A 14,415-nucleotide genomic window follows, 5' to 3' on the forward strand; every position below is an offset into this window, starting at 1 on the left:
TGAGGCTCACGCCCCGATAGCGCCCGCGATCATCGGCCACGACGCGCGCATGTCGGCTTCGAAGAGCCCCCAGGTGTGGGTGCCTTCGGGTCGGAAGCTGAACGTCGCGGGAATGCCGAGCTGACCGAATCGCCCCTGCAGGGCAGCGGTGCACAGGTTGGTGATGCCTTCGAGGACCGCGCCGGGAACGACTCCGGCGGCCATCGCCAGCGAGTTGATTCCGTCCACCGGGCCGGGAAGGCCGTTGCCGGTCGAGATGAACAGCGCTGTGCCACGCAGTTTCTCGGCGTTGATCAACGGGTCGTGCGCCGCCCACTGCGGGCTACCCCACGGCCCCCACATGTTGGCCGCGTTGCCGCCGCCGAGTATCTCGACCATCGAGCGCACCGCTGCCTGGCCGAGCGGGTCGCCGGCGCGCGGACAGCCGCTGTACGAGCCGACTGCGCGGTAGGTGCCCGGCGACTGGATCGCGAGGTCCAGAACCGGTCCGCCTGCCATCGACACACCGCCGAGAGCGTTGACGCCGGTCGTGTTGTACCGAGCGTTGACCGCCGCCGGTAGTTCCTTGGTGAGGTACGTCTGCCACTTGTTACGGCCCAGCACCGGATCGTCGGCGTTCCAGTCGGTGTACATGCTGAACTTGCCGCCGACCGGCATGACCACGTTGACGTGTTTGTCGTCGAAGAAGTCACGAACTCCGGTGTTGTTGAACCACGAGATCCCGTCCTCGCCGCCGCCGACACCGGTCAACAGATAGAAGGTCGGGGCCGGGCCTCCTCCGGCCGGCGAAATCACGTCGTTGGCGATCCAGCGGTCCATCGAGGGGGAGTAGACGTCGATGCGACTGACCACGGAATCCGCACTCGCGGTCGGCGCGCTGAGGCCGAGAAAGCCGGCGGCCATGGCCACCGCCATCGTCAGCCGAACCGTGAAACGACGTGTCTTCATATTTCCCCCCAGGCGCAAGCCGGACAGCGTATTTGTGCCTTCCAACAGTGGCACAATGCGAAGAGGAGTGACGAATGTCCGGGTAACAGTCGTATAAGAAGATGGAGACAATTGCGTGGGATCGCAGTCGCACCACCCCGAATCCGACGTGATTCGGCTGGCCTTCGGGCTGGCCGCGATCACGGCTGGTGCGGCGCGCAGAACCGCTGGTCTCGCACTTGATTCCGTGCAGCGGATCCCTGTCGTCGGTGACGCACTCGACGGCGCGATCACCCAGGTCACCACTCGCGGCACGGAAGCGATGCACTCGACCGTGGAGTTCGCCGACTCGACCTTGCGGACGGTGATCAAAGCTGTCGTCGACGCTGCTCTGTCCGAAGTCGACATCACCAAGATCGTCGTCGACCACGTGGACATCGACAAGATCGCCGAGAACATCGACGTGGACAAGATTGCCGAACGGGTCTCGCTCGAACCGATCATCGACCGGGTCGACGTGGACGAGATCGCAAGCCGCCTCGACGTCAAAGCGGTGATCGATCGCCTCGATCTCGACGGGATAGTCGACACGGTCGACCTCGAACGCCAGGTCAACCGCATCGACCTCGTCAAGATCGCCGACCAGGTCATCGAGGGCGTCGACCTGCCCCAGATGATTCGTGAATCGACCGGTTCACTCTCCACGGAAGCCGTGCACGGAGCTCGAGTGCAGGGCATGCAGGCGGACGACGCTGTCGCCGGCTTCGTCGGGCGACTCTTCGGCCGCGACAACGCACCGTCATCAGATAAACCGTCACCAGAAAAACCGTCGACAGAGACCGATCCGAAGACGAACGCAGGCGAACGCTAGTGGCCCAGGAGAGTTCCGGCCCAGCCGGCATCGTCACCCGTGGACTCGCCGGACTGATCGACCTGGGCGTCGTCCTGCTCCTGATGGGTTCCGTGTACGTGGGCTTCGCCTTCGTCCGACTGCTCTTCTCGCCACAGAGTTTCACTTTCTCGGAACCGGGAATCTTCCTGTCCACGACGGCATTTCTCGGTGTCTCGGTGGCGTATCTGACCGCCTGCTGGGCGACCACCGGTCGGACTGTCGGGTCCCTCGTGATGGGGCTGCGGGTGATCACGTCCGGGCATCGCCTCGTGCGCTGGCCGTTGGCCTTCATCCGTGCGGTGCTCTGCGTGCTCTTCGCCTTCGGATTGCTGTGGTCGGCGGTCGATCGACGACGACGTTCGTTGCAGGACATCGTTCTGCGCACCGAGGTCGTCTACGACTGGCGTCAGGACCCGGATCTGGTGGCACCGCACGGAGGTGAGCACGCATGAGTGAACCGAACCGCCCGGACGAGCGCTTCACCCTTGCCAGCGAGCGCACCTTCCTCGCCTGGATGCGTAGCTCACTCGCCCTGCTGGCCGGAGGCATCGCCGTCGTCCAGTTGGTACCGGAATGGAGTACCGGGTGGGTTCGCACGACTCTCGGTCTGACCCTGATCGCACTCGCGGCGGCAGCCGCACTGGTAGGTATGCGACGCTGGCTACAGGTGAAGAAGGCGCTCGAAGACGGAGCGGCGATGCCGGAACCGCACGCATTGTGGCTGTTTGCACTGGCACTGGCCGGGGTTGCCGTCGCAGCCGGCGTGGCAACGGTGGTCACCAGCCTCGCTCGCTGAGATACGCAGAGAAGTCCGAGCGGTGTCTGGATAGTCTGCAAAGAACGTGAAGCATGTCAGAGAAGTAAACGAAACAGACGACAAGGGAGTGCACGGTGGCGCAGGAACTCAAGCTCGGATACAAGGCATCGGCTGAGCAATTCGGCCCTCGCGAACTGGTAGAGCTGGCAGTTCTGGCAGAGCAGCACGGCATGGATTCCGTTGCGGTGAGCGATCATTTCCAGCCGTGGCGCCACAACGGTGGCCACGCACCGTTCTCGCTCGCCTGGATGACCGCCGTCGGTGAGCGCACCGAGCGCGTGCAGATCGGCACGTCCGTGATGACGCCGACGTTCCGCTACAACCCGGCAGTCATCGCTCAGGCGTTCGCGACGATGGGATGTCTCTACCCGGGACGCATCATGCTCGGCGTCGGCAGCGGTGAGGCTCTCAACGAGATCGCCACCGGCTTCCAGGGCGAGTGGCCCGAGTTCAAGGAACGCTTCGCGCGGCTGCGTGAGTCCGTGCGGTTGATGCGTGAGCTGTGGCTGGGCGATCGTGTCGACTTCGAAGGCGAGTACTTCACCACTCGTGGCGCGTCGATCTACGACGTTCCCGAGGGTGGCATTCCCGTGTACATCGCGGCCGGCGGACCCGTTGTCGCCCGGTACGCGGGACGTGCCGGTGACGGCTTCATCTGCACCTCCGGAAAGGGCATGGAGCTCTACACCGAGAAGCTGCTTCCAGCCGTTGCCGAGGGCGCAGCCAAGGCCGAGCGCGACGTCGCCGACATCGACAAGATGATCGAGATCAAGATCAGCTACGACACCGATCCGGAGGCTGCACTCGAGAACACCCGCTTCTGGGCTCCGCTGTCCCTGACGCCGGAGCAGAAGCACAGCATCGAGGATCCGATCGAAATGGAAGCCGCTGCCGACGCTCTGCCCATCGAGCAGGTGGCCAAGCGTTGGATCGTCGCTTCCGATCCGGACGACGCCGTCGAGCAGGTCAAGGCCTACGTCGATGCCGGTCTCAATCACCTGGTGTTCCACGCACCGGGCCATGATCAGCGCCGGTTCCTCGAACTGTTCGAGCGTGACCTCGCGCCTCGCTTGCGTGCTCTGGGCTGATCCTCGAGATCAACTGAACGGTGTCTGCCACTCGACGCGTGGCAGGCACCGTTCGTCTTTCTCGTAGCCGCCGGTTGTCGGCGCGAGCGTGAGCGTGACCACGATCAGTGGCAAGGTGGGCGGCGGCCCACACTAGGCTGTTGGGCATGCCAGAAGCGCCCGCTGCCGTGTCGAGTGTCTACGTTGCCTCTCCTGAAGGTGACACCGGAAAATCCACCATCGCGCTTGGCGTGCTGCAGATGCTGTGCGCGACCGTCGCCCGGGTCGGTGTCTTCCGCCCGATCGCCCGCTCTACCGAGGAAACCGACTACATCCTCGAACTGCTGCTCGAGCACACCACCGCCGATCTCTCCTACGCCGACGCACTCGGCGTCACCTACGAGCAGGTTCACGCCGATCCTGAAGCCGCGCTGGCCGACATCGTCGCGAAGTACCACACCGTGGCCGAGCAGTGCGACGCCGTCGTCATCATCGGAAGTGACTACACCGACGTAGCAAGCCCGAGCGAGCTGAGCTTCAACGCCCGCATCGCCGTGAACCTCGGCGCGCCGGTTCTGCTGGCGGTTCGAGGCGCTCGGCGCAGTGTCGAGGAGGTCGCCCAGCTCGCGCATCTATGCGCCGCCGAGTTGGCCGCCAACCACGCTCATCTGCTCGCCGTCGTCGCCAATCGTTGCGATCCCGACAAGCTCGACGAGGTCACCGCAGCGCTGTCCGACATCGGTGTTCCGACGTGGAGCCTGCCGGAGATTCCGTTGCTCGTCTCGCCCACGATGGCCGAGTTGATGGAGGCCACCGGCGGCGAGTTGTATTCGGGTGACCCGGAACTGCTGCACCGCGAAGCGCTCAAGGTGATGGTGGGCGGCATGACCGCCGAGCACATCCTCGAGCGTCTGGTCGAGGGCATGGTCGTCATCGCACCGGGCGATCGCTCGGACGTACTGCTCGCATTGCTCAATGCACATGAGGCGGAAGGATTTCCGTCGCTCGCGGGCATCATCATGAATGGCGGGATCACGCCGCACCCGGCCATCGCGGCGTTGATGGCCGGCCTCAAACAGCGTCTTCCGATTCTCACGACAACCCTCGGTACCTTCGACACCGCAAGCGCCGCAGCCCAAACCCGCGGACGCGTGGCAGTCGGTTCGCAGCGCAAGGTCGACACCGCGTTGAGCTTGATGGAACAGCGCGTCGACGCCGACGTCCTGATGGACCGACTGGCACTGCCGATCCCGTCGGTCGTGACCCCACAGATGTTCGAGTACAAGCTGATCGACCGTGCTCGACGCGATCGCAAGCACATCGTCCTGCCTGAGGGTGACGACGACCGGATCCTGCGCGCGGCCGGCCGGCTGCTGCAGCGCCAGGTTGCCGACCTGACGATCCTCGGTGACGAACCCAGTGTGCGTCGACGCGCCGCGGAACTCGGCGTGGACATCAGTGGCGCGCAGGTACTCGCACCCGCGCAGTCCGAGTACACCGAGCGCTTCGCACAGGAATACACCGCGCTGCGTGCGCACAAGGGCATGACCATCGAGCGGGCCCGCGAGGTGATCGCCGACATCTCGTACTTCGGAACGATGATGGTGCACTTGGGAATTGCCGACGGCATGGTGTCCGGCGCCGCCCACACTACCGCTCACACGATTCGACCCTCGTTCGAGATCATCAAGACCGCCCCCGGTGTCTCGACGGTCTCGAGCATCTTCCTGATGTGCCTGGCCGACCGCGTTCTCTCCTACGGCGACTGCGCCGTGGTTCCGGACCCGACGTCGGAGCAGTTGGCGGACATCGCGATCTCGTCCGCACAGACGGCGTCGCAGTTCGGGATCGATCCGCGCATCGCGATGCTCTCGTACTCCACCGGGGATTCGGGCAGCGGAGCCGACGTCGACAAGGTTCGCACCGCGACCGCTTTGGTGCGCGAGCGTCGACCGGATCTGTTGGTGGAAGGGCCCATTCAGTACGACGCCGCCGTCGAGCAGAGTGTCGCCGACAAGAAGATGCCGGATTCTCTGGTGGCGGGCAAAGCAACGGTGTTCGTGTTCCCGGACCTGAACACCGGCAACAACACGTACAAGGCAGTGCAGCGTAGCGCCGGCGCTATCGCCGTCGGGCCGGTTCTGCAGGGACTGAACAAGCCGGTCAACGACCTCTCGCGTGGAGCGTTGGTCCAGGACATCGTCAACACCGTGGCTATCACGGCAATACAGGCACAGGGAGCGCAAGCGTGAGCGACGGCACCGTACTGGTCATCAATTCCGGCTCGTCATCCATCAAATTTCAACTCGTGCATCCGGATACGGCGGAATCGGTGGCGCACGGTCTCATCGAGCGCATCGGTGAGCCCGACGGCCACATCGTCTACAACCACCGCACCGGAGTCGAAGACCGGAGCCTTCCGATCGCCGATCACCGCGCAGGTCTGAAGATGGTGCTCGACATCGTCGCCGAGGTCGGACGGCCGCTGAGTGAGGCCGGAATCATCGCAGTCGGTCACCGAGTCGTGCACGGTGGTGACATCTTCCATTCGCCGACTCTCATCGACGACGGCGTCGTGAAAGCCATCGAAGATCTGTCGAACCTTGCGCCGCTGCACAATCCCGCCAACGTGATCGGTATCGAGGTGGCGCGCGAGGAACTGCCCGACGTTCCGCACGTCGCAGTGTTCGACACCGCCTTCTTCCACACACTGCCCGCGGCGGCGTCCACCTATGCGATCGATCGGGATGTGGCCAAGGCCAACCAGATTCGCCGGTACGGCTTCCACGGGACCTCACACGAATACGTGTCTGGACGGGTCGCGGAGTTCCTCGGCAAGGATCCCGCCGAGCTGAATCAGATAGTCCTGCACCTCGGAAACGGCGCTTCGGCCTCGGCAATCAAGGGCGGCAAGGCCATCGACACCACGATGGGCCTCACCCCGCTCGAGGGTCTTGTCATGGGCACCCGCAGCGGCGACATCGACCCAGGCATCATCTTGCACCTCAATCGCAACTCGGGAATGAAGGTCGACGAGATCGACGACCTCCTCAACCGGCGCTCCGGTTTGAAGGGACTGTCGGGAGTCAACGATTTCCGTGCCCTGCTCGCACTGATCGAGGGCGGCGACCAAGACGCACAACTTGCGTACGACGTTTACGTGCACATGCTCCGTAAGTACATCGGCGCCTTCATCGTTCAACTCGGTGGCGTCGACGTCATCACCTTCACCGGTGGCGTCGGGGAGAACAACATCGACGTGCGACGCGACAGCCTGGCCGGGCTTTCCCGTCTCGGTATCGAGGTCGATCCGGCTCTCAACGAGGCGAAGAGTCGCGACGAGCGTCGTATCTCCGCATCCTCGTCGGCCGTCGAGGTGCTGGTGGTCCCCACCAACGAGGAGTTGGCGATCGCCCGCGCGGCGAAGGCTTTGGTGGCCGCACTGTAGGTTTCTGCAGCACTGTAAACCTCGGGGCGTCCGTCAGAAATTGCTGCGCGGACGCACCGCATTCGCCCGGTCCACGAGGGCGTAGCGGTGCGTGCGGGAGGTCGTGGCGCGAGCGAGGGCGCGAAGGCAGGCTTCGGCTCCGGTGCGCAGACCTTGCTCGGTGAAGGGCAGGTCGAGGATGGGTTCGAGTTCGGTGTGCGAGCGATTGCCGTAGCGAATCCAATCGAGTGCCGTGCCCAACACCAGGGTTCGCATCTGCAGGCTTCGGCTCTCTTCAGCAGGTAGCGCCCGAACACGACGGGCGGCTTCCCGCAGAGTCGATTCGTCGAGTTCGGCGATCGGAACGCCGGACAGCATCGTCAGAGCGCTGGACATCCGTGCGACGTTGTAGTGCCGGGAAGACGTGGGTACTTCGTCGAGGGCGGCGATGGCTGCCTTCTTGTTGCCGTGATCGGCGAGTTGTCGGGCGAGCCCGAATGCTGCGCTGACGTAGTTCCGTTCGGTCCGCCAGACGGTGCGGTAGTACTTCTCGGAGAAGCGGCACCATTGGTCCGGGTCGTCGCTCTCCCAGTGCTGGAGAATCAGTTCTGCCGTCGCTGCCAACGCCAGCTTTGGTGCAGCCTCGCCGGGCAGTGCGGTGAGAACTGTCTCGAAGTGACTGAAAGCGGGCTCGAATCGGTCCAGTTGTAACGCCGCAAGTCCTCGATACCACTCGATCTTCCAGTGGTCCCCGATGTTCTGCTGGAGTTCGCCCAGAACTGTCAGTGCGGTTTCCGGATCACCGAGATCGAGATGAGCCTTGGCCTCGGCCAGTCGAACTTCGCCCGAGACGGCGGCCGCGGGTGTGCCCGACGTTCGGTCGATTCCGTTCTCACGGGCGTGTTTCAACGCATCGAGGGTCTGCGACGGCTCGCTGTGCACGGCCGCTGCGAGCAACGGCGCACTGGGATCGGTGGGGTCGACCAGCGGAATGGGAAGTGCGTGAGCAACTTCGCGCGGATCGAGAGCGGCGTCGTGGCTGACACCGTCGACGTACACATCGGTTTGCCCGACCAATTCATCGGTCCCGAAAGACGTTCGCTGCCTGCTGAACACGAGCGAGAGTCCGGGATTCTCCTGCCCGGTCTGCTCGGCGAGGATTTCTCGCAGAACGCCGGTGAGTTGTCCCGCGATTTCCTCGGCGGACTGGAATCGCTTCTTCGGATCCGGGTCGGTGGCGCGTAGCAGTAGACGGTGAAAGAACTCGTGGTCGCGCAGTAGTGGCTCGTCCTCCGGTTCGGGAAGGCCGTCGAGGTACCGTCCGTGCTTCGAGGGCATGTCGAGGGTGAGAACCGCGAGTGTTCTTCCGACGGTGAAGATGTCGGAGGCGATGGTCGGACCGGTCTCGATGATCTCGGGTGCTTGATAGCCGGCGGTACCGTACAGGTACCCGTAGTCTTCGATTCCGGACACGGCGCCGAGATCGATCAGCTTCAACTGATCCTCGGTGACCATCACGTTCTCGGGTTTGAGGTCGTTGTAGGCCAGGCCGGTGGAATGCAGATAGCTCAGCGCCGGAAGGATTTCCAGTACGTAGCCGATTGCCTGCTCGATCGGCATGTGCTTGCCGTCCGGGAATTCGGCCAGCACCTCGCGCAATGATCGCCCACCCACGTACTCCATGACGATGTACCCCATGGGTGTGCCGTCCGGGCGCGGATGCTCGACGAAGTTGAAGATCTTGACGATGCTGGGGTTGGCGACCTCGGCGAGGAACTGACGCTCGGCCACCGCAACGGCTTGCGCTTCGGAATCACCGAAATGCAAGAGCCCCTTGAGAACTACCCACCTGTCGCTGACATTGCGATCGATCGCGAGGTAGATCCATCCCAGGCCGCCGTGCGCGATGGGCCCTTGAACCTCGTACTGACCGGACACCAATTCGCCCTCTTCGAGGAGTGGACGGAAGTCGAAAGTGGAACCGCACTTGGGGCAGGTGCCGTGCTGAGTTGCCTTGGTGCTTGCGCTCTTACGACCGACTGGTTCGTTGCATTTCCAACAGAACCGTTTCCGCTCGGGGACGGTCGGGTCACTCATCACCGCAGATGCGGGGTCGATCTGCGGGACGGGGGCAACCTCGACCAGGCCGCCGCCGAGGCGCAGCTTTCGCCCCGACCGGCTGCGGCGGGATCGAGTGGAGCGGCCGGTAGGGGAGGAGGACGCGGACGGCGTGGTTCCTCGTATCTGGGCCGAGGTCGGTTCGAGACGCTCGTAGGCGCCCGTGGCTTCGGGCTCGGGCCGCTCGTAGGCGCCGGTGGCTTCGGGTTCGGGACGCATGGAAGCCTGCGTGGCGTCGGGCTCGGGGCCGGTTTCTTCGGTCATGTCAGCCTCAATCCCGGTAGACGGCCGGCGGGGGACCGGGCGAAGGACCGAGGACGCTGAGCCAGCGGTCGTAGATACGGTTCCAGGTCCCGTCGCTCCGGATCCGATCCAGTGTTCCGTTGACGAATCGGACCAAGTCGGGGTTGTCCTTGTTCACTCCGATTCCGTACGGTTCGACGCCCAGTGAGCCACCGACCATCATCAGATACGGGTCTTGCGAGGCGAGGCCCGCGAGGATCGTGTCGTCGGTGCTGATCGCGTCCACCTGCCCCTGCTGGAGGACGACGAGGCAGTCGGACCACATCGGGACGGTGACGACGGTGGCTTCGGGTTGGAGTTGCTGGATTCGAGTGGCCGAGGTCGTTCCCCGGGCAGCGCAGACCCGCTTGCCTGCGAGGTCGTCGATGCCGCGGACGGATGACCCCTGCAAGACCTGAATTCGTTGTTCAGCGGAGAAGTACTGCGTCGAGAAGTCGACCTTCTCGCGCCGCTCGCACGTGATGGTCATGGTCTTGACGACCACGTCGACCATCGATTCCTGGAGTGCGGCGATCCGATCGTCCGACGTCAGGATTCGGTACTCGATCTTCTCCGGGTCACCGAGCAGATCTCGGGCGATTTCGCGGGCGATGTCCACGTCGAAACCCTCGAGGCGCCCGGTGGCCGGATCGCGAAAGCTCATGAGGTTGGAACCGGTGTCCAGGCCCACGATCAGCCGCCCGCGGGCGCGGATGGCGTCGAGGCTCGGCGTGGGTGGCTGCGGAGATGCGTCTGCGGGGGTGGGCCGCAGGCTCGCGGTGAGGTTGGTGCACGACGCGGTAGTCGTCGGTGTCGGGCTGGGAGCGATGGTGGCCTCGGCCGGCAGCGGCGGTTCCGTGTACGACGTGGCGCCTGCGTTGTCCAAGTCTTCGGCTCGATCCGCACCGCAACCGGCGAGCACCAGCATGGCCGCTGCCAGAACCGCGACACATACGGCCGGGCTCTTCCTCCGCATCACCGGTACTCCCGTCACTGATACTCCCGCAGTCGAGGCCAGAATCCGATGAAGATTCCGGCAACTCCGAGAACTGCCAATACAGACATGCCCGGTGCAGAGGCAGCCAACACCCGGGAGGCGTACGAGACGTCGGACCGAAGATTCGTGCGCGAATCCACGATTCCCTGCCAGAGTTCGTGATCGAGCTTTCCGTACTCCGCGGCCGAATCCTGTTCTCCGGCGCCGATGGTGATGGCTGCGGCGGACGTGAAGTCGCCGTTTCCGAGACGGTCGTACATGCGCGTGTGCGCAGCCACCCACTGCTGGCGCGAGTCGAGTGCGGCGGTCAGCACTTCGCTGTTCACTCGGGCGCGTTCGTCGCTTTGCAGGCCCTCGAGGATGTCCCGCAGAGCATCGACCTTGCGGGTGAACGTCACGTTGTCCTCGGCGGTCGAATCCCGCCTCGCCAGCGTGAGGGTTTCCACGGTGCGTGCTTGCTGCGCCATGATTCGTGCCTCGGTCAGTTCGTGCAGTGGCTCGGCCCCGGCGTCGAGCGCGCGCCCGGTGGCCAGTGCGGAGACCAGTCCGACCGTGAGCAGCCACAGCAGAGCTGCAGCGACCGCGAGCGAGGCAAGGATCAACCCGAGATTGAAGCGTCGGCGACTCTTGCGGGAGAAGTACATCTGTGTCGCCACCAGCGCGCACAGCACGAAGACGAACGCCACGATCGGCCACCACGGTGGAGTCTCGAAATCGCGCTGTACTTGGGAGACCAGCGTCTCCTGCGAGGCGTGCAGTTGCTGGGCCATCGGCAGCAGCGAGGTCTGCATCAACTGCGAGGCCTCGCTCAAATATGCTGCCCCGACCGGGTTTCCGACGCGATTGTTCGCCCGTGCAGTTTCGACCAGCCCGGTGTAGACGGAGAGGTCGGTCGAGATTGTGGTCAACGCGCTGTGACCGGCAAGATCGGTCGAGTCGAGACCGGCCGACGCCTGGACGATCTCCGCAGAGGCCTCACCGATCGACTGCGTGTATCGGTCGCGGACTTCGGCGGGTTCGAGGCCGCCGGAGATGAAGGCGGTGGCCGCGGCGGCGTCTGCCAAGGACAACGCACTGTAGAGATTCTGGGCCGAGTTGGCGAGAGGCTCGGTTTCGACGAGGAGGAGGTCGAGGTTCGCCTGGCGGTTCTCGATCGCTGCGGTGGCGAGGAGTCCGGCGATCAAAGTGATCGCGATCAGGATCAGTCCGACGACGGTCAACCGGCCAGGCGTCGAGGACATGAAGGCCTGCAGTTCGCGCCGCAGAAGTGCCTGCTCGTCCTCCGCCGACACTGATGTGGCCTCGGAGGGCGGCAGCGACCGGGGTTCGATGGACGGGACGACACGGTCGACCATCGAGCACCTCACTTCGCTGTAGGCGGGCTACCGAGAAATGATGCCGCCGAGAAATGATTCAGGGCATCTTCGCGAGCATATAAGCATCACCTACACCTGGAGCAGTTTGAAACGGTTAGTGTGGGACAACGGCGAGAGCAGGCGGAGCGAGGTAGTCGATGCGTGGTGACGGTGACGGTTGGTCCATCGGATCGGACGGTACTCGGCATTGGGGTAAACACGGAGCTGCAGGACTGCTTCTTCGTGCCCCCGATTCGGACGGATCACCCATGGTCTTGCTGCAGCATCGTGCGGCGTGGAGCCATCAGGGCGGAACGTGGGCACTGCCCGGCGGTGCGCGGGACTCACACGAGAGCACGACGCACGCTGCCGTCCGGGAAGCACACGAAGAAGCAGGTATCGCCGAGGACGCCGTCCGTGTCCGCGGGGAAGTAGTGACGATGCGCGCCGAGAGCGGGTGGACTTACACCACCGTCGTGGCTGACGCGGCGCATCCACTGTCGACGGTTGCCAATGGTGAGAGCACCGAGTTGCGGTGGGTACGCGAAGCCGACGTCGACTCACTGCCGCTGCATCCGGGCTTCGGTTCCTCATGGCCCGACCTCCGGACCGAGCCTGTTGTGGCCGTGGACGGCGATCCGCACACCGTCGTGCTCGAGGACGGCGGATTCGGATGGTTGTCGGGTAGTTCCCACCAAGGCAGTGAGCAGTCAGGCAGTGACCAGAACCTGTCCGAGGCGTCGAGTACGCAGTCGTAGCACTCGAGTCTTCACAGTTCATACACAGCAGAAGGGCCGGACTCCGCGGGAGTCCGGCCCTTCGGTGTTTCGGTCGTCGACCGAAACGAGGCTCAGCTGAGCGAGTTCAGCGCCGTGATGAAGCTGACCGCGGTGATACCGAGCTTGAGCAGCTCGCTGATCTTGCCGAGGTTCAGGTCTTCGAGCGATTCGGTGCTGAGCGAGCCGGTGTCGAGGGATCCCATTTAGTGCTCCTAGGTTCAGTTAGTAACTGGAGGTAAACTACAACAAACCGAATGGGATGTGACACGCAATCGAAGCAACTGTGAGCAAGATCACTTAATCCGACTTTTCGGACATTCAATCGCACCTAGGAACTGGGAGTTTGTTGTCTGATCGGACAACTTCCGTTCACAATTCGAGTCAGGCGTGCTGACCCGTAACTGTGCGGAAATCGCCCGGCAAACACTTGACGAACGCCAGTTACCGGCTTTCAGCGCCCAGCGACGGCTGCGGCGAGGCGTTGCGCGGCCGCCTGGGGGTCCGATGCTTGCGTGATTGCACGCACGACGACGATGCGCGTGGCGCCGGCATCGAGCAGCTCTGGCAGACGTTCCTCGTCGATGCCGCCGATCGCGAACCAGGGCCGCGGCGGTGCGGCGTCGGCGGTCGATCGAACCAGTTCCAAACCGGACGCACTTCGATTCGGTTTGGTCGGTGTCGCCCAGACCGGCCCGGTACAGAAGTAGTCGACGCCCTCTTCGATGGCGGCCAGACTCGCCTGCGCGCGACTGCTCGTCGAACGCCCGATGACGACGTCTTCACCGACAACGGTTCGCGCGTAGGGGACGGGAATGTCGTTCTGGCCGAGGTGGAGGATGTCGGCGCCGGAAGCCATCGCGAGATCCGCGCGATCGTTGACGGCCAACAATGCGCCGTGGCGTCGCGCTGCGGCCGCGAGAATGCCCAGCGCCACCAGTTCGTCCTTGGCCTCGAGCGGGCCGAACTCGCGCTCACCGGCAGAGCCTTTGTCACGCAATTGGATGATGTCGACTCCGCCGGACAATGCTGCCTCGGCGAACTGCGCGAGGTCGCCTTTCTCGCGGCGCGCGTCGGTGCACAGGTACAGCCGTGCTGCTGCCAGGCGCTCGCGCCGGTCGATGTCGTTACTGGGATGTGTGGGGTGCACGGAGCAAACGGTAGCCTCTAGGGAGCAAGGTTCGACACGGGAGTCCTGAAACGTCGTCGTCACTTTTTGTCGTGACTGCGAGGTTCGTAGGGCTGAGAGGGGATCGCGACCAGATCCCGACCGTCAGACCTGACCCGGATCATGCCGGCGCAGGAAGTGGAGGTGGAGTTTCGTGAGTACACACGCTCGTACGGTGTCGGTTGTCGGCGGCGGTGTCATCGGTCTCGCTATCGCGTGGCGAGCAGCCCGCGACGGGTGGGTCGTTCGGTTGTACGACCCGTCCATTGGATCAGGTGCTTCGTGGGTGGCGGGCGGAATGCTTGCCCCGCTTTCCGAAGGCTGGCCGGGTGAAGAAACCGCGTTGACAATCGGTGCAGCGTCCCTGGAACGGTGGCCGACGTTCGGTGAGGAGCTCGGAAAATTCGGGCAATCGGTCTTCACCGCGGACAGCTCGCTGACGGTTGCACTCGACGCTGCCGACGCGCAGGACCTGCAGACCATCGCCGAGTGGGTGAGCTCGCAGGGGCACGAACTCGAAGGTCTCGGTCGCGCGCGCATCCGTGACCTCGAACCGATGCTGGGCCGGGGCATCCGGTCGGGTTTGTTG

The 14,415-nt window shown here is 64.1% G+C and carries 14 protein-coding genes and 1 riboswitch; of the genes, 8 read left to right on the forward strand and 6 right to left on the reverse strand.

The window, feature by feature from the left end; genetic code table 11:
* Positions 1–6: 6 nt before the first annotated feature.
* The gene (locus RWT78_RS12345; RefSeq protein WP_054831836.1) at positions 7–948 is read right to left on the reverse strand and encodes an alpha/beta hydrolase family protein; all 942 of its coding nucleotides are present in this window, start codon (positions 946–948) and stop codon (positions 7–9) included.
* Positions 949–1,063: 115 nt separating this feature from the next.
* Between RWT78_RS12345 and RWT78_RS12350 the strand changes: the two genes are divergently transcribed.
* The 6 genes from RWT78_RS12350 (at position 1,064) to RWT78_RS12375 (ending at position 7,151) form a co-directional block, all read left to right on the forward strand.
* Positions 1,064–1,798: a hypothetical protein gene (locus RWT78_RS12350; RefSeq protein WP_003944326.1), complete on the forward strand. Its 735-nt coding sequence runs from the start codon at positions 1,064–1,066 to the stop codon at positions 1,796–1,798.
* The gene (locus RWT78_RS12355; protein ID WP_003944375.1) at positions 1,798–2,271 is read left to right on the forward strand and encodes an RDD family protein; all 474 of its coding nucleotides are present in this window, start codon (positions 1,798–1,800) and stop codon (positions 2,269–2,271) included. Before RWT78_RS12350 ends, RWT78_RS12355 begins: the two co-directional genes overlap by 1 nt.
* A complete protein-coding gene (locus RWT78_RS12360; protein WP_003944317.1) occupies positions 2,268–2,615 on the forward strand; it encodes a YidH family protein in 348 nt (115 codons plus the stop codon). The genes RWT78_RS12355 and RWT78_RS12360 overlap by 4 nt, the downstream gene beginning before the upstream one ends.
* Before the next feature lie 95 nt (positions 2,616–2,710).
* Positions 2,711–3,724 carry a glucose-6-phosphate dehydrogenase (coenzyme-F420) gene (fgd, locus tag RWT78_RS12365; protein WP_003944371.1) on the forward strand — a complete coding sequence of 338 codons (1,014 nt, stop codon included), beginning with the start codon at positions 2,711–2,713 and terminating at the stop codon, positions 3,722–3,724.
* A gap of 146 nt (positions 3,725–3,870) precedes the next feature.
* Positions 3,871–5,955: a phosphate acetyltransferase gene (gene pta, locus RWT78_RS12370; RefSeq protein WP_042452123.1), complete on the forward strand. Its 2,085-nt coding sequence runs from the start codon at positions 3,871–3,873 to the stop codon at positions 5,953–5,955.
* Positions 5,952–7,151, forward strand: coding sequence for an acetate kinase (locus RWT78_RS12375; protein ID WP_314675912.1), 1,200 nt, complete (start codon positions 5,952–5,954; stop codon positions 7,149–7,151). Before pta ends, RWT78_RS12375 begins: the two co-directional genes overlap by 4 nt.
* A gap of 33 nt (positions 7,152–7,184) precedes the next feature.
* Here the strand turns inward: RWT78_RS12375 and RWT78_RS12380 are convergent, their stop codons facing one another.
* The 3 genes from RWT78_RS12380 to RWT78_RS12390 are packed head-to-tail and all read right to left on the reverse strand — an operon-like array spanning position 7,185 to position 11,882.
* A complete protein-coding gene (locus tag RWT78_RS12380; RefSeq protein ID WP_314675913.1) occupies positions 7,185–9,512 on the reverse strand; it encodes a tetratricopeptide repeat protein in 2,328 nt (775 codons plus the stop codon).
* A 7-nt stretch (positions 9,513–9,519) separates the two neighbouring features.
* Positions 9,520–10,506 carry a glutamate ABC transporter substrate-binding protein gene (locus tag RWT78_RS12385; RefSeq protein WP_003944406.1) on the reverse strand — a complete coding sequence of 329 codons (987 nt, stop codon included), beginning with the start codon at positions 10,504–10,506 and terminating at the stop codon, positions 9,520–9,522.
* A 14-nt stretch (positions 10,507–10,520) separates the two neighbouring features.
* Complete coding sequence (locus tag RWT78_RS12390) at positions 10,521–11,882, reverse strand: hypothetical protein (protein ID WP_042452116.1); 1,362 nt, start codon at positions 11,880–11,882, stop codon at positions 10,521–10,523.
* 158 nt (positions 11,883–12,040) lie between these two features.
* On the opposite strand from RWT78_RS12390, the gene RWT78_RS12395 reads away from it, so the two are divergent.
* Positions 12,041–12,640, forward strand: a complete 600-nt coding sequence (locus RWT78_RS12395) for an NUDIX hydrolase (protein WP_042925897.1) — start codon at positions 12,041–12,043, stop codon at positions 12,638–12,640.
* A 92-nt stretch (positions 12,641–12,732) separates the two neighbouring features.
* Here the strand turns inward: RWT78_RS12395 and RWT78_RS12400 are convergent, their stop codons facing one another.
* Positions 12,733–12,864, reverse strand: coding sequence for a hypothetical protein (locus RWT78_RS12400; RefSeq protein ID WP_003944354.1), 132 nt, complete (start codon positions 12,862–12,864; stop codon positions 12,733–12,735).
* 248 nt (positions 12,865–13,112) lie between these two features.
* Complete coding sequence (gene thiE, locus RWT78_RS12405) at positions 13,113–13,808, reverse strand: thiamine phosphate synthase (RefSeq protein ID WP_007726855.1); 696 nt, start codon at positions 13,806–13,808, stop codon at positions 13,113–13,115.
* Positions 13,809–13,834: 26 nt separating this feature from the next.
* Positions 13,835–13,981, forward strand: a riboswitch (TPP riboswitch).
* Here thiE and RWT78_RS12410 point away from each other — a divergent pair.
* Positions 13,981–14,415 (forward strand): FAD-dependent oxidoreductase (locus tag RWT78_RS12410; protein ID WP_314675914.1); only part of this gene is annotated, 435 nt, incomplete at its 3' end. (Overlaps the previous riboswitch by 1 nt.)

It is taken from the genome of uncultured Rhodococcus sp. (assembly GCF_963525155.1).
Classification (GTDB): Bacteria; Actinomycetota; Actinomycetes; order Mycobacteriales; family Mycobacteriaceae; genus Rhodococcus_F; species Rhodococcus_F qingshengii.